The following is a 23,649-nucleotide window of genomic DNA, read 5'->3' on the forward strand; positions in this document are numbered from 1 at the left end:
GCCCGTGACCACTTCCCAGCCCCCCGCCGCCGCCCCGTTGACCTACCGCGACGCCGGCGTCGACATCGATGCCGGCAACGCCGTCGTCGAACGCATCAAGCCCCTGGTCAAGCGCAGTTTCCGCCCCGAGGTGATGGGCGGGCTGGGCGGCTTCGGCGCACTGTTCGACCTGTCCGGCAAGTACCGCGAGCCGGTGCTGGTGTCCGGCACCGACGGCGTCGGCACCAAGCTGAAGCTGGCGCAGCAGCTCGGCCGCCACGACACCATCGGCATCGACCTGGTGGGCATGTGCGTCAACGACGTGCTGGTGCAGGGCGCCGAGCCGCTGTTCTTCCTGGACTACTTCGCCACCGGCAAGCTCGACGTGGAGACCACCGTGGCGGTGGTCGGCGGCATCGCCCGCGGCTGCGAACTTGCCGGCTGCGCGCTGATCGGCGGCGAGACCGCAGAAATGCCCGACATGTACCCGCCGGGCGAGTACGACCTGGCCGGCTTCACCGTCGGCGCGGTGGAGAAGTCGCAGCTGCTCGACGGCGCCCGCGTGCGCCAGGGCGACGTGCTGATCGGCATCGCCTCCTCCGGCCCGCATTCCAACGGCTACTCGCTGATCCGCCGCATCTATGACCGCGCCGGGCGCCCGGCCGACCTGCAGGTCGGCGGCGTGGCCCTGACCGACGCGCTGATGGCGCCGACCGCGCTGTACGTCAAGCCGATCCTGTCGCTGCTGCGCGAACAGGGCGAAGCCATCCATGCCATGGCGCACATCACCGGCGGCGGCCTGACCGAGAACATCATCCGCGTCATCCCGGACGGCCTGGGCCTGGACATCCGCGCCAGTGCCTGGACCCTGCCGCCGGTGTTCGAGTGGCTGCAGCGCGAAGGCGCGGTGGCCGACAGCGAGATGTGGCGCACCTTCAACTGCGGCATCGGCTTCGTGCTGGTCGCCGCGCCGGAGCAGGTGGCCGCGCTGGAGCGCAGCCTGGACACCCTGGGCCTGGCGCACTGGCAGATCGGCGCGGTGGTGGCCGCCGCGGACGCCGGCGAACGCGTGCACATCGGCTGAGTCGCATGGCGGCGGCCAACCGCGCCTGGCTGACGCTGGCGCTGGCGGTGTTCGCCGCCAGTTGGCTGCGGCCGCTGTGGCCGGCGGAACAGGCCATGCACAGCTCCCTGGCAGTGCTGGGCCTGGTCTGGCTGGTCTGGCACGACCGGCGATGGCCGCTGCGCACCGGCCACTTCGCGGCTATCTGCCTCTTCATCAGCGTGCACAACGTCGCCGCGCACTGGCTGTATTCCAATGTGCCCTACGATCAATGGCTGCGCGCGCTGACCGGTGGCTGGTCGCCGAGTGCGGCGTTCGGCTGGCAGCGCAATCACACCGACCGGCTGATCCACCTGCTGTTCGGGGCGTGCTTCGCGCCGGCATTGCGCGATCACGCGCGCCAGCGCTGGCCGGCGCTGTCGGCGCGGCAGGCCTTCGTTTTGGCGACGATGGCGATCATGTGCGTCAGCCTGGTCTACGAATGGCTGGAATGGCTGATCGCGCTGCTGCTGTCGCCGGAGCAGGCCGAGTCCTACAACGGCCAGCAGGGCGATCCCTGGGATGCGCACATGGACATGCTGCTGGCCACGCTGGGCTGCGCCAGCGCCTGGCCGTGGCGGCGCACCCCGCGCCCGCTTCCCTCCACCCCGCGCTGAGACCGACGATGTCGCTGCCACCGCCTCTTCCCGCCCCCGGCGGCCATGTCGCCGACGTGGTGCGTGCCACCTCCGACCTGAACACCCTGGCGACGCTGTATGCCGTCATGGCGGGGCTGCAGGTCGTCGTGGTGCTACTGGTGGGCGCTTTGCTGGCCTACGGCGTGCACGAGGAGGCGCAGCTCAACGCCGTCGGCCAGAGCCCGGACCAGGCGCAGAGCGGCGTCATTGCGATCGTGATGCTGTCGATCCTGCTCGGCTTCGGCCTGCTCGCGCTGCTGCTCAAGGTGCTGGTTGCGCGCGCCTTGCGCCACCGCCGCCAGTTGGGGCTGTGCTACGCCGGCGCCGTGATCACCTGCTTCGGCTTCCCGCTGGGCACTGCGCTGGGCATCGCCACCTTGCTGACGCTGCAACGCCCCGCGGTGGACGCCCTGTTCCGGAATCCTGTCCGATGACGCTTCGCCTTGCCGTGCTCGCCTCCGGGCGCGGCTCCAACCTGCAGGCCATCCTCGCCGCGATCGCCGCCGGCACCCTCGATGCCGAGGTGGTCGGCGTGTTCGGCGATCGTCCGGAGGCGCCGGCGCTGGCGATGGTGGCGCCGGACCGGCGCTGGTCGGCGCGGCCCAAGGACTTCCCCGATCGCGTCGCCTTCGAGCAGGCGCTGGGCGACGCGGTCGTCGCGGCACGGCCGGACTGGGTGGTCTGCGCCGGCTACATGCGCATTCTCGGCGCCGGCTTCGTGCAGCGCTTCGGCGGGCGCCTGCTCAACATCCACCCCTCGCTGCTGCCCAAGTACCGCGGCCTGCACACCCATGCCCAGGCCTTGGCGGCCGGCGACGCCGAACACGGCGCCAGCGTGCATTTCGTGGTGCCGGAACTGGACGCCGGCGCGGTGATCGCGCAGGTGCGGGTGCCGGTGCAGCCCGGCGACGGTCCCGACGACCTGGCGCAGCGCCTGCTGCCGCGCGAACACCGGCTGCTGTGCGCGGTGCTGCGGCTGGCCGCGGCGGGCCGCCTGGCTGAACGGGACGGCAAGGTCTGGCTGGACGGTCAGTGCCGGTTTAGTCCGCTGCGCCTAGATTGCGACGACGTGCTGCTTCCCTGAATGCGCTGCCGCACTTTCCGCGGCCCCTCCCTCCCCCTCTTCCCTCCCGCTCACGCCAGCCGATCCCATGAAGCTCGCTCCGCGTCCGTTCGCCTTCCTCGTCGCGTCCGGCCTCGGCCTGCTGGCGCCCATCGTCGCTGCGCAGGTCGCGCCGGCGCCCGCCGCGCAGCCGGCGCCGCAGACCGCCCCCGCCCCGACCACGCCCGCCACCGCTGCCCCGGCACCGGCACCGGCCGCAGCAGCGGCGCCAGCGCTGCCGGCGGAGGCCTGGACGCCGCCGCCGCTGCAGCCGTTCGTGGCCACCTACGACGCCCTGTACAAGGGCAAGCCGGCCGGCGACGCGCGCATGGACGTGGTGCATACCGGCGGCGACCAGTGGCGGGTCGACCTGGGCGTGCATGGCCGCAGCGGCTTCGCCAGCATCCTCGGCCTCAACATCGAACAGAGCACGGTGTTCACCGTGCAGGACGGCCGCTACGTCCCGCAAAGCCAGAGCACGGTCAAGAAGGCGGTGTTCTTCGGCAAGAAGGTCACCGGCGTGTACGACTGGAAACAGGGCGTGGCGCGCTGGGACGGCGACCTGAAGAAGGACCGGCAGGCGCCGATCCCGCTGCAGCCCGGCGACCAGAGCGCGCTGCTGCTCAACCTCTCGCTGATGCGCGACGCACAACCCGGCAAGACCATGACCTACCGCTTCGTCGACGTCGGCCGGGTGCGCGAACATGTCTACCGCGCCGCCGACCAGACCGAGACCGTGCAGGTCGGCGACATCAGCTACGACGCATTGCGGGTGTCGCGCACCAATGGCGGCCGCAATGAGACCATCCTGTGGATCGCCAACGGCGTGCCGGTGCCGGTGCGCATCCTGCAGCGCGAGAACGGCCAGGACGCGCTGGACCTGACGATCAAGGCGTTGCGCTGAGAAGCCGGGATTGGGGAATGGGGATTCGGGAATCGTGAAAGCGGCTTCGCCGCGGGAATTGGGAATCGGGAGTGGGGAATCGTGAAAGCGGTTTCCCGCGCTTGATCGTTCCCGTGTGTGGGCTGGGATTGGGGAATCGCAACAGCAATTCCCTGCCCGTGGTGCTTCCCATGTGGGAGGGGCTTCAGCCCCGACGCGCTGAGCCGGGATTGGGATTTGGGATTTGGGAAAGCGCGGCAGCAGTTCCCAACGCAGCGCGTGGCGTCCCATGTGGGAGGGGCTTCAGCCCCGACGCGAGTACGCGAATCGCCCTGCGGAAACCGGCGAGCGATTGCAGAAGCTCCGAACGGCGCGAGTCAACGCCCATCCATGGAACATGCAACGAGGCGACAGGTAGCGCTCTCCCTTGGTGCACAGCCTAGGCGGGCGCCGCTCAGGCAGCGCCCTGCCCCACGCCGTTACTTCTTCTCCGCCGGCGCGGCCTTGAAGGTGGTGCGGCAATCCACGCGGATCTGCGCGCCGGTGCTGCGCCAGTAGAACGTGCTGCACTCGCGCGGGCCGTTCTGGGTGCGGCTGACGCCGACCGCGTAGAACGACTGCCAGATCTCGTCGCGGGTGACCTGGCCATCGCCGTTCCAGTCCATGTCGCGCTCCTCGATGCCCTGGGTGATGGCGATGCCGGTGTACCAGGCATAGCCGACCCAGGCCAGCAGCACCACCACGATCGCCAGCAACACCTTGCGCCGGCGGCTGAAGCGGCCGCTGAGGATCATGCGACGCGCCGGATGGACGCGCCCAGCGCCCCCAGCTTCTCCTCGATGTTCTCGTACCCTCGGTCCAGGTGGTAGATGCGGTCGATGGTGGTGTCGCCGTCGGCGACCAGGCCGGCCAGGATCAGCGAGGCCGAGGCGCGCAGGTCGGTGGCCATCACCGGTGCGCCGCTGAGCCGCTCGGCGCCGCGCACGATCGCGGTATGCCCTTCGATCTGGATGTCCGCGCCCAGGCGCAGCAGTTCGTTGACGTGCATGAAACGGTTCTCGAAGATCGTTTCGTTGATCACGCCGACGCCATCGGCCACGCAGTTGAGCGCCATGAACTGCGCCTGCATGTCGGTGGGGAACGCCGGATACGGCGCGGTGGTCAGGCTGACCGCGCGCGGGCGCTTGCCGTGCATGTCCAGGCGGATCCAGTCCTCGCCGGTCTCGATGCTGGCGCCGGCCTCGGTGAGCTTGTCCAGCACCGCGTCGAGGGTGTCGGCGCGCGCGCGGCGCACGGTCACGCTGCCGCCGGTCATCGCCGCGGCGACCAGGAAGGTGCCGGTCTCGATGCGGTCCGGCAGCACCGCGTGGCGACCGCCGGACAGGCGCTCCACGCCGTGCACGACGATGCGCGAAGTGCCGGCGCCTTCGATCTTCGCGCCCAGCGCGATCAGGCAGTCGGCCAGGTCGCTGACCTCCGGTTCCATCGCCGCGTTTTCCAGCACGGTGGTGCCGTCGGCCAGGGCCGCGGCCATCAGCACGTTCTCGGTGCCGGTGACGCTGACCATGTCGAACACGTAGCGGCCGCCCTTGAGCCGGCCGTTGCTGCTGGCCTTGATGTAGCCGTTCTCGACGCTGATCTCCGCGCCCAGCGCCTGCAGGCCCTTGATGTGCTGGTCGACCGGCCGCGAGCCGATCGCGCAACCGCCCGGCAGCGACACTTCGGCCGCACCGAACTTGGCCAGCAGCGGGCCCAGCACCAGGATCGAGGCGCGCATGGTGCGCACCAGCTCGTACGGGGCGACGTGCTGGTGGACCTTGCGCGGGTCGACGGTGATCGCGCTGCCGCGCGACAGCGTGCCTTCGTCGATGGTGACTTCCGCGCCCAGCTCGCCGAGCAGCTTCACCGTGGTGATCACGTCGTGCAGCTGCGGCACGTTGGTGATCTCCACCGGCGCATCGGCCAGCAGGGTCGCGCAGAGGATCGGCAGCACGGCGTTCTTGGCGCCGGAAATATTGACTTCACCGTGCAGCGCGTTGCCGCCGGTCACTACGATTTTGGCCATGGGTCTCGTGGGGGGAATTGAAAGGGGAGAAACGGGCGCGCGGCGGCTCAGCCGGCGGCGCGCCCGGCCTGCTCGGGGGTCAGGGTGGTCAGGGCCAGCGCGTGGATCGCCCCGCCCATCAGCTCGCCCAGGGTGGCGTAGACCATGCGGTGGCGGGCCAGCGGCAGCTTGCCGGCGAAGGCGGCGCTGACCACGGTGGCCTCGAAGTGCACGCCGTCGTCGCCCTGCACCTGCACCTGCGCGTCCGGTAGGCCGGCCTCGATGAGTTTACGGATGGTTTCGGCGTCCACCGGGCTTTCCTAATAAAATGATCGGCCATTCTACCCTCCGACCGGCACCCGCATGGATGTATCGCCCCTGTCTCCCACGATGCCCGACGACGCCGGCCTGGTCGCCAGCGGCCGTCGCGTGGTCGAGATCGAGCAGGCCGCGCTGGCGGCGGTCGGCGCGCGCATCGGCGCCGAGTTCGCGGCCGCCTGCCGGCTGATCCTGGGTTCGCGCGGGCGCGTGGTCGCCACCGGCATGGGCAAGTCCGGCCATGTGGCGCGCAAGATCGCCGCCACTCTCGCCTCCACCGGCACCCCGGCGTTCTTCGTGCACCCGGGCGAGGCCGGACATGGCGACCTGGGCATGATCACCGATGCCGATGTGGTCCTGGCGCTGTCCTACTCCGGCGAGTCCGACGAGATCCTGATGCTGCTGCCGGTGCTCAAGCGCCAGGGCAACGCGGTGATCGCGATGACCGGGCGCGCGCAGTCCACGCTGGCGCGCGAGGCCGACCTGCACCTGGACGTCAGCGTGCCGGCCGAGGCCTGCCCGCTGGACCTGGCGCCGACCTCCAGCACCACCGCCTCGCTGGCGCTGGGCGATGCGCTGGCGGTGGCGCTGCTGGACGCGCGTGGCTTCACCGCCGACGACTTCGCCCGCTCGCACCCGGCCGGCAGCCTCGGTCGCCGCCTGCTGCTGCACATCACCGACGTCATGCATCGCGGCGACGAACTGCCCAAGGTCCGCGAGGACGCCAGCCTCAGCGAAGCGCTGGTGGAGATGAGCCGCAAGCGCCTGGGCATGACCGCGGTGGTGGACGCCGACGACCGCCTGCTCGGGCTGTTCACCGACGGCGACCTGCGCCGGACGCTGGACAGCGCGCTGGACGTGCGCCAGACCCGCATCGCCGAGGTGATGACCCGGCAGCCGCGCACCATCGGCGCCGACCAGCTCGCCGCCGAGGCCGCCCGGCTGATGGAGACGCACCAGATCAACGGCCTGATCGTGGTCGACGCGGCCGGCCGCGCGGTCGGCGCGCTCAACATTCACGACCTGTTGCGCGCCAGAGTGGTTTAACAGGCTGAACCCGTTCACCGCCAGTGGCGCTCCACGCCGCTGGCCCTGGCCGCTGGAAAGCCGGCCTCCCCGCCCCGATATCCCGAACATGCCCTATTCCCCGCTGGCCGACCTTCCCGCCGACCTGATCGACCGCGCCGCCCGGATCCGCCTGGCGTGCTTCGACGTGGACGGCACACTGACCGACGGCCGCCTGTACTACGACCGCGACGGCAACGAGAGCAAGGCCTTCAACGTGCTCGACGGCCAGGGCCTGGTGCAGTTGCGCCGGCACGGCATCGACGTGGCGCTGATCACCGCGCGGCCCAGCCTGGCCGCGGAGAAGCGCGGCCAGGAACTGGGCCTGCTGGTGCAGATCGGGGTCAAGGACAAGCGCGCCGGGGTGCAGGCGCTGTGCGACGAGCGCGGCATCGGCCTGGAGCAGGTCTGCTTCATGGGCGACGACCTGCCCGACCTGGCGCCGCTGCGCGTGGTCGGCCTGGCGGTGGCACCGGCCAACGCCCATCCCTGGACCGCCGAACACGTGCACTGGACCACCCGCGCCCGCGGCGGCGAAGGCGCCGCACGCGAACTGTGCGACGTGCTGCTGGCGGCGCAAGGCCACGTCCCGTCCCTGCTGCAGGAGCATGGCGCATGAACTGGCGTACCACTCTCGGCGGCCTGCTGCTGGTCGGCGCCCTGATCAGCGGCTGGTCGGCCTGGAACCAGCGCAGCAAGCCCAGCCGCAATCCGTCCGACGAAGCCAGCGTGGACTACATCGCCCGCGACTTCGAGATCGTCAGCCTGGACAAGCAGGGCAAGGAAGCGATGACCCTGCGCGCGCCGCAGATGGAACGCAGCCGCACCGACCAGACCATGTCGATCGTGACTCCGCTGTTCCTGCTGCCCGACGCCAACGGCCAGCACTGGGAAATGCGCAGCAAGACCGGCTGGGTCAGCGCCAACGGCGACGAACTGCGCCTGCGCGACGACGTCGCCGGCGACAGCCCCAAGGTGCCCAGCATCCCGCCCACCACCTTCCGTACCCAGAGCCTGGACGTCTTCCCGCAGACCAACAGCGCACGCACCGCCGACCCGGTCACCATGACCCGGCCCGGTATGATGCAGACCGGCGTCGGCTTCCAGGTCGACTTGAAATCCCGGCAGTACAAGCTCCTTTCACAGGTCAAGTCCCGTTATGAACCGAATGCTGCCCGCTAAGCTCGCCCTGCTCGCCCTGCTGCTGCCGACCCTGGCGCTGGCCAAGTCGACCGACCGCAACCAGCCGATGGACATCAATTCTGACGCCAGCGATTGCAACCTGATTGACGATAACGGCAAGTGTCACTTGTCCGGGAACGTCGTCATCACCCAAGGCACGCTGGAAGTGCACGCCGATAGCGCCGACATCTTCCGCAAGAATGGGGAGATCGACCGCGTGCTACTCAAGGGCAAGCAGGCAACACTCAAACAAGAAATGGATGATGGTTCACCAATAGACGGTGTCGCCGACAATATTGACTACACGGTCTCCAACGACACCGTGATCCTGACGGGGAACTACCGCATGACCTCACCGAAGGGAACCAACGCTGGCCAGCGCATGGTCTACAACACTAAGACCGGAAACATGCAGGGTGGCGGTGACGGTACGCGTGTACATACAGTGATCCAGCCGAAGAACCCCGTCCCAGCCAATGGCGCCAAATCCGCCGCCAAGCCAGTTCCGGCAGCAGGCAAGCCGAAGCAAGGAGGCCAGTGATGTTACTCGTCGAAGGCCTGCGCAAGCGCTACAAGCAACGCGAAGTGGTGCGTGACTTCGCACTGACCCTGGAGGCCGGCGAAGTTGTTGGCTTGCTTGGCCCCAACGGTGCCGGCAAGACCACCTGCTTCTACATGATTGTCGGCCTGGTCGACGCCGATGCCGGGCGCATCGTGCTTGACGGCAACGACATCACGGCATTACCGATGTACAAGCGCGCCAAACTCGGCGTCGGCTACCTGCCGCAGGAACCGTCAGTGTTCCGCAAGCTCAGCGTCGCCGACAATATCCGCCTGGTGCTGGAACTGCGCGAGGATTTGGACGCCGCCGGCCAGGAACGCGAACTGGTGGCGCTGCTGGACGAACTTCAGATCAGCCACGTCGCCGACCAACTCGGCGCCAGCCTCTCCGGCGGCGAGCGCCGTCGTTGCGAGATCGCCCGCGCACTGGCGGCCAAGCCGCGGCTGATGTTGCTCGACGAGCCCTTCGCCGGCGTCGACCCGATCTCGGTCGGCGAAATCCAGCGCATCGTCACCCACCTCAAGCAGCGCGGCATCGGCGTATTGATCACCGATCACAATGTTCGCGAAACCTTGGGAATCTGCGACCGGGCTTATATTCTCAATGACGGCAGCGTATTGGCGCAAGGCTCTCCAGAGACCCTACTCGCAAATTCTGAAGTGCGCCGAGTATACCTCGGAGAAACCTTTAAGCTTTAGTTTCCACGATCATTGAACTTAATACCGGCTAATTTGAAGAAATCGAATTTACCTTAGGATCCACAGAGAAGGAAAATCTTTTTTCTATGACATCCCCAACTGCATCCGAAGTCTCCATAAGGCCATAGACTGGATTTGTTTTTCCAAGTGTAGATTCAACGAGATTAGGATCATCAACCCCGCCTTTCAGGCGCAGCGCCCCAATACACACCGTAGTTCCGCACTCAAAATCAACTCCACTTATATCACTACGCCCTGACAACTGACGCTTCATATCGGAGAAATACAACCTCTTCAAAGCTTGAGCCTCAGGATCGCCAGAGTATTTCCTCTCAAATCCATTCAGCAGGGACGGAAAATTTTCCCTATCGAAAAGAATCTTAGCTTTACCCAGCGACATACTATCCCCGCTCAGTAATACAGCTTCACCAGCAAAAGGTCCCGATCCAGTCTTCAGACCGCGCAAGGACGTCTTTGTTACATCCGCAACCTCTCCAGCACTCTCCCCATCATTGCCGCCTACGTTAACAGCTGTTTCGGTGGAACTCTTACCACTGGCGATGGGAGAACTCCTGAGCTGCGCACCATCTAATTTGCGCACACTAAAGTGCCCCTCCCCCACATAAAACGATGCCGCCACCACAATCAAAAGGGCTGCAATAAAGACACCAATTAACCTTAGATGACCAATCTTCATTGCAACCCCGATACAAAAATTAAATTATTGGAAGTTAAGCGCCAGGCTTGGTGCGCGGCATAATAACAGTTTCAATTCTCCCGCCACAGCAATCAGTAATCGAATAGCCGCCATTTCCAGTCAGAGTTACAACACAACTGTTCTCGCAAGTTGTGGTTGTACCGCCAATGGTTACAGAACTGCTAGCGGAAGCAGAATTACTGAAGGCCAGAAGAGCAAAAAAGGGGAGAACTTTGATGAAATTCTTGACACCGGGAACGACGAAAGCCATAGCACAAACTCCTTTTGTAATTTAGCCGTAGTTTTTGCGCCAACCTGAAAGAGCCGGCACCGGGATACTTATCACAAAAATTAACAAATCGTCAAGATGCACTATTGAGACGTCGCTTTGCCTGTTCCGCCAAGAGCAAGCAAGTAACCTCTGCCATACAGCGCTAAGATTCAGGGCCGTTTCCCTAATCACTTAAGACGGATGAAAGCACGGCTGCAGACATCGCTGGGACAGCACCTGGTCATGACGCCGCAGTTGCGGCAGGCGATCAAGCTGTTGCAGATGTCCAGCGCCGAGCTGGAGGTGGAGATCGCCGAGGCAGTGGAGAGCAATCCGCTGCTGGAGTGGTCCGAAGACGCTGCACCGGCGTTCGAACGCAACGAAGGCGCCGACCACGGCCTTGACCGCGACCACGCGGCAGGCGAGACACGTAGCAACGGCGATGGCGACCGCGGCGAAGCCACGCAGGCCAGCGACGGCGCCGACTGGGCCGACGCCGAGCCGGCCTGGGCCGGCGGCAGCGGCGGGTCGTTCGACGACGACGACCTGGGCAGCGCGGCCGAGCGCGTGGCCGAGCCGGATACCCTGATCGATCACCTGCTGTGGCAGTTGCACCTGTCGCCGCTGTCGGCGCGCGACCGCAGCATCGGCGCGGCGCTGATCGACGCCTTGGACGACGACGGCTATCTGCGCGAGCCGCTGGCCGCGATCGCCGAGACGCTGCGCCCGGACATCGCCGCCGAGGAGGACGAGATCCTCACCGTGCTGCACCAGATCCAGCGCTTCGACCCGGCCGGCATCGCCGCGCGCAGCCTGGGCGAGTGCCTGACCCTGCAGTTGGACACCCTGCCCGAGGACACGCCGGGGCTGGCGCTGGCCCGCATCATCGCCAACGGTCCGCTGGAGCGGTTGCCGCGCAGCGGCGTGGCCGGGCTGGCCCACGAACTCAAGCGCCCGGCCGCCGAGGTCGACACCGCGGTCGCGCTGCTGCGCTCGCTGGACCCGCGCCCGGGCAAGCAGATCGGCGAACTGGGCAGCGACACCTACGTGGTGCCCGATTGCGTGGTCTGGCGCCAGCGCGGGGTCTGGCATGCGGCGCTGTCCGCGCACGCGCAACCTAAGGTCACCATCCACCGTGGCTACGAGCGGCTGATCCGCCAATGCGGCGAAAGCGACGCCGGCTACCTGCGCGGGCAACTGCAGGAAGCGCGCTGGCTGCTGAAGAGCCTGGAGGCGCGCGGCGAGACCCTGCTCAAGGTGACCCGCTGCCTGCTCAAGCAGCAAGCCGGCTTCCTGGAGTTCGGCGAACAGGCGCTGCGGCCGCTGACCCTGCGCGAGATCGCCGGCGAACTGGGCCTGCACGAGAGCACCATCTCGCGCGCCATCGCCCGCAAGTACGTGCGCACCCCGCGCGGCACCATCCCGCTGCGCGCCTTCTTCGCCTCGGGCATCGACACCGACAGCGGCGGTGAGGCGTCCAGCACGGCGATCCAGGCGATGATCCGGCGGCTGATCGAGGCGGAAAATCCGCGCAAGCCGCTTTCTGACGCCAAGCTGGCCGACCTGCTGAAAAGTGCCGGCGTGCCTGTAGCGCGCCGCACCGTAGCGAAGTATCGTGAGGCCATGAACATTTCCGCCTCCCACGAACGCGTTCGAATCGGCTAGCGGCGGCGGCGATGGTTCATAGGTGTGAAACCCGAACCAAGGAGTATCCGATGCGTATCGAGACCTACGGCCAGCAGATCGAAGTCACCCCCGCCCTGCGCGAGTATGTGGAGACCAAGCTGCAACGGCTGAAGCGACACTACGAGGAAACCATCGAGGTCCGCGCCCAGCTGGCGCTGCGCAAGCCCGACCATCACGTCGAGGCCACGGTCAATGTCCCCGGCCGCACCCTGCACGCCGACGCCAGCGCGCAGACCATGTACGCGGCGATCGACCTGCTCGCCGACAAGCTGGACCGGCTGATCATCAAGCACAAGGAAAAGAAGCACGACCACCACGCGGCCGAGGTGCGCGACAATCTCGCGTGATCCTCCCCACGTTGCGCCGCCATGCCCTTGACCGATCTGATGGCGGCCGTCAGCACCCAGGTGCTTCCGGCCGCCGATCGCGACACCCTGCTGCACACCGCCGCCGGTCTGCTGGCCTGCCAGCAGGCCGGCGCCGATGAACTCTTCGCCAGCCTGCGAGAGCGCGAGCAGCTCGGCAGCACCGCCATCGGCCACGGCATCGCCATCCCGCACGGCCGCGCGCCGGACCTGGACGCCCCACGTGGCGCGCTGCTGCGCCTGCAACAGCCGATCGATTTCGACGGCCAGGGCACCCTGGTCGACCTGATCTTCGCCATGGCCGTCCCGGCGCACTACACCCACCAACACCTGATGCTGCTGTCCGAACTGGCCGAGCAGTTCTCCATCGAGGAATTCCGCGACGCCCTGCGCAATGCGCCGGACGCCGCCGCACTGTATGCGCTGCTCGGCGGCGCGCCACGGGCCGCCGCATGAACACCAGCATCGACGCACGCGAGCTGTTCGACCAGCAGCGCGACCGCCTGGGCCTGCGCTGGATCGCCGGGCACAAGGGCGAACACCGGGTGCTGGAGGCCGGCAATGCGGTCTCCCGGCGCCCGTCGCTGGCCGGCTATCTCAACACCATCTACCCCAACAAGGTGCAGATCCTCGGCACCGAGGAACTGGCCTGGCTGGACTCGCTGGACGCGCGCCAGCGCTGGGAGACCATCGAGAAGATCGTGCAGGTGCGGCCGCTGGCGCTGGTGGTCACCAAGAACCAGTCGTGCCCGGAAGACCTGCGCGCGGCCGCCGACGAATCCGACACGCCGCTGTGGGTCTCGCCCAAGCGCGGCCACGAACTGCTCAATCACCTGTCCTACCACCTGGCACGCACGCTGGCGCCGCGGGTGATCCTGCATGGCGTGTTCATGGAGATCTACTCGATCGGCGTGCTGATCACCGGCGAGGCGGGTTCGGGCAAGAGCGAACTGGCGCTGGAACTGCTCAGCCGCGGCCACCGCCTGGTCGCCGACGACGCCCCCGAATTCACCCAGATCGCCCCCGACGTGCTCGACGGCACCTGCCCGGAACTGCTGCAGGACCTGCTGGAAGTGCGCGGGCTCGGCGTGCTCAACGTGCGCGAGATGTTCGGCGACACGGCTGTAAAGAAGAACAAGTACCTTCGGCTCATCGTGCACCTGACCCGGCCCATGACCGAGCCCACGCCCCATGGCTACGAGCGCCTCACCGGCGATTCCGGGACCCGCCACGTGCTGGACCTGGACGTGCCGCTGATCACCCTGCCGGTGATGCCCGGCCGCAACCTGGCGGTGCTGACCGAGGCCGCCACGCGCCTGCACATCCTGCGCACCAAGGGCATCGATCCGGCGGCGATGTTCATCGCCCGCCACAGCAACCTGCTGGAGCGGCGCAGCCCATGACCGACGGCGCCCCCACCTCCACCCTGGTCATCGTCAGCGGCCTGTCCGGCTCCGGCAAGTCGGTGGCGCTGAAGACCTTCGAGGACCTGGACTACTACTGCGTCGACAACCTGCCGGTGGAACTGCTGCCGGCCTTCGTCAAGAGCCTGGTGCGCGAGGATGCCGGCCCCAGCAAGCTGGCGGTGGGCATCGACGTGCGCAGCCGCCACAGCGACCTGAGTCAGCTCTCGCGCTGGCGCGAGGCGGTGGCGCAGTTCGGCCTGGATGCGCGACTGCTGTTCTTCGACGCCAACGACGAGGCGCTGATCAAGCGCTACGCCGACACCCGCCGGCGCCATCCGCTGTCGCGCCAGGGCCTGTCGCTGCCGGAAGCGATCGAGCGCGAGCGCGCCCTCACCGAGCCGCTGCGCGAGGCGGCCGATGCGGTGATCGACACCAGCACGCTCAACGTGCACCAGTTGCGCCGGCGGGTCACCACCGAGTTCGCGCTGTCCAGCGAGAACACCCTGTCGCTGCTGTTCGAGTCCTTCGCCTACAAGCGCGGGGTGCCGGCCGAGGCGGATTTCGTGTTCGACGCGCGGGTGCTGCCGAATCCGCACTGGGACCCGGAACTGCGGCCGATGACCGGCCGCGACAGCGGCGTGCGCGAGTACCTGGACGCGCAACCGGACGTGCAGCGCTACACCGCGCAACTGATCGACTTCCTCGACACCTGGCTGCCGCGGCTGCGCAACGACACCCGCAGCTACGTGACCATCGCCTTCGGCTGCACCGGCGGCAAGCACCGCTCGGTCTACCTGGCCGAACGCCTGGCCCGCCACGCTCGCGAACAGGGCTGGCCGGAAGTGGCGACCTTCCATCGCGAGCAGGATTGATCGAAAAGCCGGGATTCGGGATCGGGGATTCGGGATTGGCAAAAGCGGCATTGCTCTGGCTCTTGCGAATCCCCAATCCCGAATCCCCAATCTCCGCTCCCCACAGGCATTCCCTGCGCCCTGCCTGACCTGTTAACGTTCTCCCATGGCCTGTGGCATTCTCCTCATCACCCACCCTGGGATCGGCGCCGCGCTGCTGAGCGTGGCGACCCGGCTGTTGCGGCAATTGCCGCTGAAAACCGAAGCCTTCGAGGTGCCGTTCGACGCCGACCTCGACGCGCTGCTACCGAACGCATCTGCCGCGTTGCGGCGGGTGGACGACGGCGATGGCGTGCTGGTGGTGACGGATCTGTACGGCGCCAGCCCGAGCAACCTCGCCGCGCGGCTGGCGCGCCTGGGCACGCCGGTGCGGCGCGTGTCGGCGTTGAGCCTGCCGATGTTGTTGCGGATCATGAACTATCCCGAACAAGGACTGGAGCAGTTGCCCGCGACCGCCGCCGCCGGCTCGCGCAACGGCGTGGTGATCGACGATGCTTGAACGCGAACTGCTGGTCTCCAACCGCCTCGGCCTGCACGCCCGCGCCACTGCCAAGCTGGTGCAGACGCTGTCCTCGTTCCGCTGCAACGCCACGCTGGCGGCCAAGGGCCGCGAGGTCAATGCCAAGAGCATCATGGGCGTGATGCTGCTGGCCGCCGCACAGGGCACGCCGGTGACGGTGCGGGTGGACGGCGCCGACGAAGCCGAGGCGCTCAAGGCCGTGGTCGACCTGTTCGAGCGGCGCTTCGACGAGGACAGCTGAGCATGCGCCGCCGGCGGCCGCAGGCAGGGACGCGGTGCCGCCGCACGGGGCACGCGCGGTGAGCGTGCGTATCGCCGGCCATGGCGCCTCGCGCGGCAATGCCCTGGGCCGGGCGCGGGTGCGCCTGCCGCATGCACTTGAGGTGGCCGAGCAACGCATCGGCGCCGCGCAGATCCCCGAAGAACTCGACCGCCTGCACCGCGCGGTGGACGCCGCGCGCGAGGAGATGCACGGCCTGCGCCAGCGCCTGCACGGCGCCCTGGCCAAGGAGGTCGGCGAATTCCTCGACCTGCACGCGCTGCTGCTCGACGACCCGGAACTGCTGCACGGCCTGGACGAACTGATCCGCACCGGCCGCTACAGCGCCGACTACGCGCTGCGCCTGCAGCGCGACCGCCTGGCGACCGTGTTCGACGACATGGAAGACGCCTACCTCAAGAGCCGCATGGACGATCTGGACCATGTGATCGGGCGGATCCATGCGTTCCTGCAGAAGCGCCAGCCGGACAGCGAAGGCCTGGCCGGCGAGATCCTGGTGTGCGAGAACGTGGCACCCTCGGAACTTGCGCAACTGCAGGCACAGGGCGTGGTCGGCATCGTCACCAGCGCCGGTAGCACGTTGTCGCACAGCGCGATCCTGGCGCGCAGCCTGCACCTGCCGCTGGTGGTCGGCGTCGCCGACGCGCTGCAGAAGATCAACGACGGCGACGTGCTGATCATCGACGGCACCCAGGGCGCGGTGCTGGTCGACCCGACCCCGGACGACCTGCGCGACTACCGCAGCCGCGTGCGCGAGCAGGCCAAGCTGCAGCGCAGCCTGGGCAAGCTGCGCTCCAAGCCCAGCCGCACCCGCGACGGCGTGGACATCACCCTGCTGGCCAATGCCGAGTCGCGCGACGACGTCACCCGCGCGCATGCGCTCGGCGCCGACGGCCTGGGCCTGTACCGCACCGAATTCCTGTTCCTGCAGCGCGACGCGCTGCCCGACGAGGAAGAGCAGTTCCACACCTACCGCGACGCGGTGCTGGGCATGAGCGGGCGGCCGGTGACCATCCGTACCCTGGACCTGGGCGCGGACAAGGCCGATCGCACCGGCCTGACCATGAGCAACGAAGAAAACCCGGCGCTGGGGCTGCGCGGCGTGCGCCTGTCGCTGGCCCGGCCCAAGGTCTCCGACACCCAGTTGCGCGCGCTGCTGCGCGCCTCCGCCTACGGCCCGGTGCGGGTGCTGGTACCGATGGTCAGCACGCGCGAGGAACTGCTGGCGATGCGCCGCCACCTCAAGCGCATCGCCGCGCAGTTGCGCCGCGACGGTCATGCCATCGCCGAACAGGTGCAACTCGGCGCGATGATCGAGGTGCCGGCCGCAGCACTGGCCCTGGATACCTTCATCGACACGATCGACTTCCTGTCGATCGGCACCAACGACCTGGTGCAGTACCTGCTCGCCGCCGACCGCAACAACGAAGCAGTGGCCGCACTGTATTCGCCGCTGCATCCGGCGGTGCTGCGGCTGATCGCGCAGGTGATCGCCACCGGCCAGGCCCATGGCAAGCCGGTGGCGGTGTGCGGCGAGATCGCCGGCGACCCGGCACTGACGCCGATGCTGCTGGCGCTGGGGCTGCGCGAGTTCAGCCTGCACCCGGCGACGATGCTGGAAGTACGCCAGGTGATCCGCGACACCGACCTGCAGACCCTGCGCCAGCGCGGCGCCAGACTGCTGCAGGCGCGCGATCGCAAGGGCATCGAGCGCTGGCTGGGCTGCGCGATCGGGTAGTTCCCGTGCGTGTTGCGGCATTGCCTTGTGGGAGGGACTTCAGTCCCGACGCCCGAACCCTTATCGCGTCGGGACTGAAGTCCCTCCCACAAAAAAACCGTCGCCCGCGTGCCGGCGTAGATGCGTCATTCCCATCGACATCCCTCTCCCTGGCTTTCTGCCTTCTTTTTTCCTGGCTTCTGCACTGCTCTCTGCTTCCTTCTCGGTGCTACCCATTCCCCTGCTCCCCTGTTCCTGCCCCCTGCCATTTGCCTCTCGCCCCCTTCCCCGAGAGCAGTTTTTCGCTTGCTACCCCGTCGCTTTTCTCCCCGCGCACTGACGCTGCTTCGCTCTGCACTTGCGATTCCCGATTCCCCATTCCCCACTCCCGGCTCCACCAACACTGTGCTTCCCGCAACATGCAGGCGATAATGTTGGGATGAACATCTGACCGACCGCGTTTCTCCGGAGCGCGGCCTCACCCGAAGGGAGCAGCGCATGGCCGACGCCGTCCGCCACGACAAGACCGCGCGGCAGCTGCGCATGCTGTCCGATGCGCTGGACAGCGGGCGCCTGGGCCCGGTGCGGCGCCTGGTCAATACGCTGGCGCCGGCCGAGATCGGCAACCTGCTGGAGTCGTTGCCGCCGGGCAAGCGCGAGGTGGTCTGGGGGCTGGTCGATCCGGAGGACGACGGCGAGGTGCTGGTCCACGTCGGCGAGGAAGTGCGCGAGAGCCTGCTCGCGGACATGGACCCGGACGAAATCGTCGCCGCGGTCGAAGACCTGGACATCGACGACCTGGCGAACCTGGTCGAGGACTTGCCGGACACGGTCATCGACGAAGTGCTCAAGTCGATGGACCGCGAGAACCGCGAGCGGCTCGAGCAGGTGCTGTCGTATCCCGAGGACAGCGCCGGCCGCCTGATGAATCCGGACGTGGTCACCGTGCGCGCCGACGTCAACGTCGACGTGGTGCTGCGCTACCTGCGACTGCGCGGCGAACTGCCGGACCACACCGACCACCTGTTCGTGGTCAGCCGCCGCCACCAGTACCTGGGGCGGGTGTCGCTGGCGGCGCTGGTCACCCACGAGGACTCCACCCCGATCAACCGGCTGATCGACGACGAGCAGCCGGCGATCGACGTCGGCGAAGGCGCCGACGAGGTCGCGCGGCAGTTCTCCGACCACGACTGGATCTCCGCGCCGGTGGTGGACGACAACAACATCCTGCTCGGCCGCATCACCATCGACGACGTGGTCGACATCATCCGCGACCAGGCCGAGCACCAGGCGATGAGCGCCGCCGGCCTGGACGAGGACGAAGACCTGTTCAGCCCGGTGCGGCGCGCGTTCCGGCGCCGCCTGCTGTGGCTGACGATCAACCTCGGCACCGCCTTCATCGCCTCCAGCGTGGTCGGCCAGTTCGAGGGCACCATCGCCAAGCTGGTGGCGCTGGCCGCGCTGATGCCGATCGTGGCCGGCATGGGCGGCAACGCCGGCACCCAGGTGCTGGCGCTGATGGTGCGCGGCCTGGCCCTGGGCCAGATCGGCGCCTCCAACGTGATCGTGCTGCTGCGCAAGGAACTGTCGGTGGCGCTGATCAACGGCCTGGCGCTGGGCATCGGCCTGGGCCTGATCGTGCTGCTGTGGTTCAAGCAGCCGCTGCTGTCGCTGGTGATCGGCTCGGCGCTGACCATCAACCTGCTCACCGCCGCGCTGGGCGGCGTGCTGGTGCCGCTGACGCTCAAGCGCCTGGGCTTCGATCCCGCGCTGGCCGGCGGGGTGATCCTGACCACGCTGACCGACGTGATGGGCTTCCTCAGCTTCCTCGGCCTGGCCACGCTGGTTCTGCTGTAGGGCGTGTGCGTACGGCGGGCGCGGTTCCCGCCGGCGCGCCGCACGGAGCGGCAGCAGCGCGCGTCGCCGCATCCACCGGTGCACGACGGGCACGCCACGCCAGCACGCGCCTTGGCCGCCGGCTGACTGGCGCATGTCCGCCGCCCCTGCCCGGGTTGTCGTGGAGACGTTCCGCCCACGATACTGCGGCCTTCCCATCCGAGGGCCGGCCATGTCGATGCGTTCGTTGCTGCTTCTGCTGTGCCTGTCGATGGTCGGCTGCAGCAGTCTGCCAAGCGACCCGGCCACCGGCCACTTCGTCAGCCGCCAGCTCAGCCTCGACGGACGCATCTACCGCTACCAGGTGTTCGTGCCGGCGCCGGCGCATCGCCAGGGCCCGGTGCCGGTGGTGCTGTTCCTGCACGGCTCCGGCGAACGCGGCGACGATGGCCGCGACCAGACCACGGCCGGCCTGGGCCCGTACCTGCGCCGCCACCTGGCCGATTTCCCGGCCCTGGTGGTGATGCCGCAGGCACCCGACGGCGAGGAATGGAACGGCGCCAACGCGACCATGGCGCTGCAGGCGCTGGACGACAGCAGTGCCGAGTTCAACGGCGACCCGCAGCGCACCTACCTGACCGGCATGTCGATGGGCGGCTACGGCACCTGGGAGATCGCCCTGAAGCAGCCGCAGCGCTTCGCTGCGCTGGTACCGATCTGCGGCGCGATCCTCTCCCCGCACGAAGACCGCGAGTACCTGGTGGTGACGCCGGTGGCCTATCTGGCCGATCCCTACAGCGCCCTGGCGCAGCGCCTGCGGCACGTGCCGGTGTGGATCTTCCACGGCGCCCAGGACGACGTGGTGCTGCCGCACGACGACCGCAAGATCGTCCGTGCATTCAAGAACCTCGACGCCGACGTGCGCTACACCGAATACCCGCAGGGCAACCACAACGCCTGGGATGCCACCTACCGCGATCCGAAGATGTGGCAGTGGCTGTTCGCGCAGAAGCGCAGCGACGCCGCCACGCAGACGACCGCCGACAACTGAGCGCGGCCCGCCCTGCGCCGCGCGCACCTGCGCGGCGGCGTAGCCGGCCTGTCCGCGCACTGCCGATCTTCGATCACCGTTCGATGCAGGGGGATGCATGCGACACAAGGGGATGCTGTGCGCCATCGTGTGCGCGCTGTTGGCCTGCGCCGGCCACGGCGCGACGGCACAGGCGCTGACCGAACCGGTCACCACCTACCTGCAGAGCAAGGCGGCGACCGCCCGCCCCGGCGTGGAATACCGCAAGGACATCGCCGCGCTGCAGACACGCTTGGACAGCATGGATGCGGCGGACATCGCCCTGCTGGACCGGATCATCGCCCATTGCAGCAGCTGGCAACGGCCCGGCCTGCGCGTGATCAGCGTCGCCGACGTGCACGAGTACGAGGCCTACATGGCCGCCCATGACGACGGCCAGCCGACCGAATGGATCGACCTCAGTTGCGCCAACGCACTGCAGATGCGTGGCTTTGCCGCCGCCGCACAACGGCAGTGGTCGGAGGCGCTGGCATGGCTTGATCAGGCCATCGCGCTCGGGCCGTATCTGTTCTCCGCCTACACCGAACGCGGCTATGCGTTGCGCAACCTCGGGCGCACGGACGAAGCGCTCGCCAGCTATCGGCAGGCGCTGGCCCTGGCCGACGTCTCGCCGCGGGCGCGGGCAGGCCGCGCGATCGCGCTACGCGGCATCGGCTCGCTGTTGATCGACACCCCGGACAAGGCCGGCGCCCGCGCGGCCCTGCAGCAGTCGCTGGAGCTTGAACCCGGCAATGCTGTCGCCCTGCACGAACTGCGGTATCTCGACCAGATGGAGGCGGCAGCGTCGCAAGCGCATTAGGCCCTGCCCACGCTTCCGCGCATGCCGCGCCGAGGTGATGCACGCCTCCGGCAGCGGCACCGCCACAGGCCTGTGTGCATGGGTCCACTGCCACGCCGATCGGCGCGGGCCTGGCAGGTGCGTCGCGGACACGCGCAGCGTACGTCGACGGCCGGCAACACCGACGGTGCGATCGGGTCCAACGCGGCGAACATGGCCGCTGCGCTGCAGGCAGTGCGCAGCGGCAGCGGCCCCGCGTGACGCGTCCGGTCGACGACGACAGTTCCAGCTGCGCGACGCCATCGGCTGTGCGGCGACGCGCCAAACCGCGTACAGTCCGCGCTTTCGTGCATAGGCCCGGCATGGCGACCGCCCCCTCTTCATCGCAGACCGCGTTCCACGCCCGCCTGCGCGCCCTGCAACCGAGCGCAGCGGTGGTCGCCGGCGCGGCGATTCCGCCACTGCTGGTGCCGGCACACGACGACGCCGCTGCGTTGCAGCTCAGCGACAGCGGACGCTGGCTGTTGCAGGTGCTGGATGCGCTGGACGCCCTGCATCAGGCAAGCCACGCCAGCCGCCTGTCCGCCGATGCGCTGCGCCGCGATCAGAAGTTCGCACCGCCCGGACGGCCGTCGCTGCATCTGGTGCAGTTGCGCCAGCAGCAGGCGACCGCGCAGCAGGCCGTGCGTCGTGCCAACCAGACGCTGGCGCAGGCCGCCGCCGGCTTCGTGCGCAGCGCCGGGCTGACGCCACCGCCGCGGACCGGGCCGGTGGCGTTCGTGCAAGGATGGCTCGCACGCCATCTGGGGTAGCGGCACCGCGGTGCCGCGCGGCCCGGGCGTGCATCGATATACGGCCCGCCACGCCGCGCGTGTCTACGCAAGCTAAACCGCGGGCGCCAGAGCGCCCATGCCTGCCCGGCTTGCACCTGCCCCGCTGCTATCCTGCACGCCCCTCGCACTCCGCTGCCCGACGCCCCATGCCCGTGCCCGCTCTCGTTGCCCTCCCCTGCCCTGCCACGGCGGCCTGCTCGCGCACGCGCCTCGGCGCCCGTGCCACGGCGGCGGCATGAGCATGCCCGGCGCGCACACGGCCAATTTCGCCACCTGGGGCATCTGCGCGCTGGCCACGGCCGGCGTGATCGCGCGGCCGTTCAAGCTGCCCGAGGCGTGCTGGGCGGTGGGCGGCGCGCTGCTGCTGATGGTGCTGGGGCTGATGCCCGGCGGCGAGGCCTGGCAGGCGGTGCTCAAAGGCCTGGACGTGTACCTGTTCCTGATCGGCATGATGCTGCTGTCGGAAACCGCGCGCGCCGAAGGCCTGTTCGACTGGGTGGCGATGCATGCGGTGAACCTGGCCAAGGGCTCGACCCAGCGCCTGTTCGCGCTGGTGTTCGGCGTCGGCATCGTGGTCACCGCGTTCCTGTCCAACGACGCCACCGCGGTGGTGCTGACCCCGGCGGTGTACGCGGCCGCGCGCAAGGCCGGCGCCAAGCCGCTGCCGCTGCTGTTCGCCTGCGCGCTGATCGCCAACGCCGCCAGCTTCGTGTTGCCGATCTCCAACCCCGCCAATCTGGTGCTGTACGGCGGCAAGATGCCGACCCTTGGCGCGTGGATGGCCGCGTTCGCGCTGCCGTCGCTGCTGGCGATCGGGGTGACCTTCGTGATGCTGCGCTGGGCCGAGCGCAAGGACCTGACCGGCCGCTGCGCCGCGCGCGTGGACACGGTGCCGCTGACCCGCGGCGGCACCTTCGCCCTGGTCGGCATCCTCGCCACCGCCGCGCTGCTGGTCGGCGTCTCCGCGCTCGGCCTGGACCTGGGCCTGCCGACCTGTCTGGCCGGCCTGGCGACGCTGGGCGTGGTGTGCCTGGGTGGCCGCCAGTCGCCGCTGCCGATGGCCAAGGCGGTGTCGTGGTCGGTGCTGCCGCTGGTGGCCGGCCTGTTCGTGCTGGTGGAGGCGCTGTCGCGCACCGGCGTGATCGGCCTGCTCGCGCGTACCCTGGCCGACGCCGCTGCGCACTCGCCGCAGGCCACCGCCGGCATCGCCGGCACCCTGCTGGCGTTCGGCTGCAACCTGATGAACAACCTGCCCGCCGGCCTGATCGCCAGCACCACCGTCGCCCAGGCGCAGCCGCCGCAACTGGTGGTGGACGCGCTGCTGATCGGCGTGGATCTGGGCCCGAACCTGTCGATCACCGGCTCGCTGGCGACCATCCTGTGGCTGACCGCGATCCGCCGCGAAGGCGAGGACGTGGGCTTCTGGCGCTTCCTTAAGGTCGGCGCGCTGGTGATGCCGCCGGCGCTGCTGTGCGCGCTGGGTGCGCGCCTGCTGCTGGGCTGAGTCGCGCGCGCCCACTTCGCGGATTGCCCATGGCGGCCAAGCCCGCGGGATGGGCACCCAGGCTCGGCCTGCAGCGACCGCTGGTCGGCCGCGGCGGCTTCTACCGCACCGCGTCGCGGCCGAAGCCGCTGCTACGAGGAAGTCTGCGAGCTGTCGGTGCCGTCATAGGAGCGGCTTCAGCC

The 23,649-nt window shown here is 68.5% G+C and carries 28 protein-coding genes; 23 read left to right on the top strand and 5 right to left on the bottom strand.

Annotated elements, in window-relative coordinates; all coding sequences use genetic code 11:
• The first annotated feature begins 4 nt into the window (after positions 1 to 4).
• The 5 genes from purM to CEK69_RS08260 all read left to right on the top strand — a co-directional run bounded on the left by purM (position 5) and on the right by CEK69_RS08260 (position 3,725).
• Positions 5 to 1,063 carry a phosphoribosylformylglycinamidine cyclo-ligase gene (gene purM / locus CEK69_RS08240; protein WP_152245120.1) on the top strand — a complete coding sequence of 353 codons (1,059 nt, stop codon included), beginning with the start codon at positions 5 to 7 and terminating at the stop codon, positions 1,061 to 1,063.
• 5 nt (positions 1,064 to 1,068) lie between these two features.
• On the top strand, positions 1,069 to 1,698 hold the full coding sequence (locus CEK69_RS08245; protein ID WP_152244974.1) for a DUF2238 domain-containing protein: 630 nt from the start codon (positions 1,069 to 1,071) through the stop codon (positions 1,696 to 1,698).
• Between the two features lie 8 nt (positions 1,699 to 1,706).
• The gene (locus CEK69_RS08250) at positions 1,707 to 2,153 is read left to right on the top strand and encodes a hypothetical protein (RefSeq protein WP_152244976.1); all 447 of its coding nucleotides are present in this window, start codon (positions 1,707 to 1,709) and stop codon (positions 2,151 to 2,153) included.
• A complete protein-coding gene (gene purN, locus CEK69_RS08255; protein ID WP_152244978.1) occupies positions 2,150 to 2,803 on the top strand; it encodes a phosphoribosylglycinamide formyltransferase in 654 nt (217 codons plus the stop codon). Before CEK69_RS08250 ends, purN begins: the two co-directional genes overlap by 4 nt.
• Before the next feature lie 67 nt (positions 2,804 to 2,870).
• Positions 2,871 to 3,725, top strand: a complete 855-nt coding sequence (locus CEK69_RS08260; protein WP_152244980.1) for a DUF3108 domain-containing protein — start codon at positions 2,871 to 2,873, stop codon at positions 3,723 to 3,725.
• Between the two features lie 458 nt (positions 3,726 to 4,183).
• On the opposite strand, the gene CEK69_RS08265 is transcribed toward CEK69_RS08260, so the two are convergent.
• The 3 genes from CEK69_RS08265 to CEK69_RS08275 are packed head-to-tail and all read right to left on the bottom strand — an operon-like array spanning position 4,184 to position 6,059.
• On the bottom strand, positions 4,184 to 4,498 hold the full coding sequence (locus CEK69_RS08265) for a hypothetical protein (RefSeq protein ID WP_010344096.1): 315 nt from the start codon (positions 4,496 to 4,498) through the stop codon (positions 4,184 to 4,186).
• Positions 4,495 to 5,769, bottom strand: coding sequence for a UDP-N-acetylglucosamine 1-carboxyvinyltransferase (gene murA / locus CEK69_RS08270; protein ID WP_010344097.1), 1,275 nt, complete (start codon positions 5,767 to 5,769; stop codon positions 4,495 to 4,497). The genes CEK69_RS08265 and murA overlap by 4 nt, the downstream gene beginning before the upstream one ends.
• A gap of 47 nt (positions 5,770 to 5,816) precedes the next feature.
• Positions 5,817 to 6,059 carry a BolA/IbaG family iron-sulfur metabolism protein gene (locus tag CEK69_RS08275; protein WP_017910668.1) on the bottom strand — a complete coding sequence of 81 codons (243 nt, stop codon included), beginning with the start codon at positions 6,057 to 6,059 and terminating at the stop codon, positions 5,817 to 5,819.
• A 52-nt stretch (positions 6,060 to 6,111) separates the two neighbouring features.
• Here CEK69_RS08275 and CEK69_RS08280 point away from each other — a divergent pair, with 52 nt between their 5' ends.
• The 5 genes from CEK69_RS08280 to lptB all read left to right on the top strand — a co-directional run bounded on the left by CEK69_RS08280 (position 6,112) and on the right by lptB (position 9,573).
• A complete protein-coding gene (locus CEK69_RS08280; RefSeq protein ID WP_152244982.1) occupies positions 6,112 to 7,113 on the top strand; it encodes a KpsF/GutQ family sugar-phosphate isomerase in 1,002 nt (333 codons plus the stop codon).
• A gap of 88 nt (positions 7,114 to 7,201) precedes the next feature.
• Positions 7,202 to 7,750, top strand: a complete 549-nt coding sequence (locus CEK69_RS08285) for an HAD hydrolase family protein (RefSeq protein WP_017910666.1) — start codon at positions 7,202 to 7,204, stop codon at positions 7,748 to 7,750.
• Positions 7,747 to 8,313, top strand: coding sequence for an LPS export ABC transporter periplasmic protein LptC (gene lptC, locus CEK69_RS08290; RefSeq protein ID WP_148827758.1), 567 nt, complete (start codon positions 7,747 to 7,749; stop codon positions 8,311 to 8,313). The genes CEK69_RS08285 and lptC overlap by 4 nt, the downstream gene beginning before the upstream one ends.
• A complete protein-coding gene (gene lptA / locus CEK69_RS08295) occupies positions 8,291 to 8,854 on the top strand; it encodes a lipopolysaccharide transport periplasmic protein LptA (protein WP_150410486.1) in 564 nt (187 codons plus the stop codon). Before lptC ends, lptA begins: the two co-directional genes overlap by 23 nt.
• Entirely contained in the window at positions 8,854 to 9,573 is a 720-nt protein-coding gene (gene lptB, locus CEK69_RS08300) for an LPS export ABC transporter ATP-binding protein (RefSeq protein WP_150410487.1), read from the top strand. The genes lptA and lptB overlap by 1 nt, the downstream gene beginning before the upstream one ends.
• A 28-nt stretch (positions 9,574 to 9,601) precedes the next feature.
• Here the strand turns inward: lptB and CEK69_RS08305 are convergent, their stop codons facing one another.
• Positions 9,602 to 10,270, bottom strand: a complete 669-nt coding sequence (locus CEK69_RS08305) for a hypothetical protein (RefSeq protein WP_152244984.1) — start codon at positions 10,268 to 10,270, stop codon at positions 9,602 to 9,604.
• 34 nt (positions 10,271 to 10,304) lie between these two features.
• Positions 10,305 to 10,541, bottom strand: coding sequence for a hypothetical protein (locus tag CEK69_RS21025; RefSeq protein WP_191091431.1), 237 nt, complete (start codon positions 10,539 to 10,541; stop codon positions 10,305 to 10,307).
• Between the two features lie 201 nt (positions 10,542 to 10,742).
• On the opposite strand from CEK69_RS21025, the gene CEK69_RS08315 reads away from it, so the two are divergent.
• From CEK69_RS08315 to CEK69_RS08375, 13 genes are all read left to right on the top strand, one after another.
• Positions 10,743 to 12,206 carry an RNA polymerase factor sigma-54 gene (locus tag CEK69_RS08315; RefSeq protein ID WP_152244986.1) on the top strand — a complete coding sequence of 488 codons (1,464 nt, stop codon included), beginning with the start codon at positions 10,743 to 10,745 and terminating at the stop codon, positions 12,204 to 12,206.
• A gap of 50 nt (positions 12,207 to 12,256) precedes the next feature.
• Positions 12,257 to 12,574, top strand: coding sequence for a ribosome-associated translation inhibitor RaiA (raiA, locus tag CEK69_RS08320; protein ID WP_010344105.1), 318 nt, complete (start codon positions 12,257 to 12,259; stop codon positions 12,572 to 12,574).
• Between the two features lie 21 nt (positions 12,575 to 12,595).
• Positions 12,596 to 13,048, top strand: coding sequence for a PTS sugar transporter subunit IIA (locus tag CEK69_RS08325; RefSeq protein ID WP_017913815.1), 453 nt, complete (start codon positions 12,596 to 12,598; stop codon positions 13,046 to 13,048).
• Positions 13,045 to 13,995 (top strand): HPr(Ser) kinase/phosphatase, encoded by a 951-nt coding sequence (gene hprK, locus CEK69_RS08330; protein WP_017910661.1) that lies wholly within the window; start codon positions 13,045 to 13,047, stop codon positions 13,993 to 13,995. The genes CEK69_RS08325 and hprK overlap by 4 nt, the downstream gene beginning before the upstream one ends.
• On the top strand, positions 13,992 to 14,870 hold the full coding sequence (rapZ, locus tag CEK69_RS08335; RefSeq protein WP_017913816.1) for an RNase adapter RapZ: 879 nt from the start codon (positions 13,992 to 13,994) through the stop codon (positions 14,868 to 14,870). The genes hprK and rapZ overlap by 4 nt, the downstream gene beginning before the upstream one ends.
• A gap of 145 nt (positions 14,871 to 15,015) precedes the next feature.
• The gene (locus CEK69_RS08340) at positions 15,016 to 15,408 is read left to right on the top strand and encodes a PTS sugar transporter subunit IIA (protein WP_017910659.1); all 393 of its coding nucleotides are present in this window, start codon (positions 15,016 to 15,018) and stop codon (positions 15,406 to 15,408) included.
• On the top strand, positions 15,401 to 15,670 hold the full coding sequence (locus tag CEK69_RS08345) for an HPr family phosphocarrier protein (protein ID WP_010344110.1): 270 nt from the start codon (positions 15,401 to 15,403) through the stop codon (positions 15,668 to 15,670). Before CEK69_RS08340 ends, CEK69_RS08345 begins: the two co-directional genes overlap by 8 nt.
• 58 nt (positions 15,671 to 15,728) lie before the next feature.
• Positions 15,729 to 17,447 (top strand): phosphoenolpyruvate--protein phosphotransferase, encoded by a 1,719-nt coding sequence (gene ptsP / locus CEK69_RS08350; RefSeq protein WP_152244988.1) that lies wholly within the window; start codon positions 15,729 to 15,731, stop codon positions 17,445 to 17,447.
• Positions 17,448 to 17,924: 477 nt separating this feature from the next.
• On the top strand, positions 17,925 to 19,283 hold the full coding sequence (mgtE, locus tag CEK69_RS08355; protein ID WP_010344112.1) for a magnesium transporter: 1,359 nt from the start codon (positions 17,925 to 17,927) through the stop codon (positions 19,281 to 19,283).
• Positions 19,284 to 19,494: 211 nt separating this feature from the next.
• Positions 19,495 to 20,313: a prolyl oligopeptidase family serine peptidase gene (locus CEK69_RS08360; protein ID WP_043095733.1), complete on the top strand. Its 819-nt coding sequence runs from the start codon at positions 19,495 to 19,497 to the stop codon at positions 20,311 to 20,313.
• 97 nt (positions 20,314 to 20,410) lie between these two features.
• Positions 20,411 to 21,151: a tetratricopeptide repeat protein gene (locus tag CEK69_RS08365; protein ID WP_225851535.1), complete on the top strand. Its 741-nt coding sequence runs from the start codon at positions 20,411 to 20,413 to the stop codon at positions 21,149 to 21,151.
• 341 nt (positions 21,152 to 21,492) lie between these two features.
• The gene (locus tag CEK69_RS08370) at positions 21,493 to 21,942 is read left to right on the top strand and encodes a hypothetical protein (RefSeq protein WP_152244990.1); all 450 of its coding nucleotides are present in this window, start codon (positions 21,493 to 21,495) and stop codon (positions 21,940 to 21,942) included.
• A gap of 256 nt (positions 21,943 to 22,198) precedes the next feature.
• Entirely contained in the window at positions 22,199 to 23,467 is a 1,269-nt protein-coding gene (locus tag CEK69_RS08375) for an arsenic transporter (RefSeq protein ID WP_152244992.1), read from the top strand.
• Positions 23,468 to 23,649: the final 182 nt, after the last annotated feature.

It is taken from the genome of Xanthomonas sp. LMG 12462 (assembly GCF_009192885.1).
Taxonomy (GTDB): Bacteria; Pseudomonadota; Gammaproteobacteria; order Xanthomonadales; family Xanthomonadaceae; genus Xanthomonas_A; species Xanthomonas_A sontii.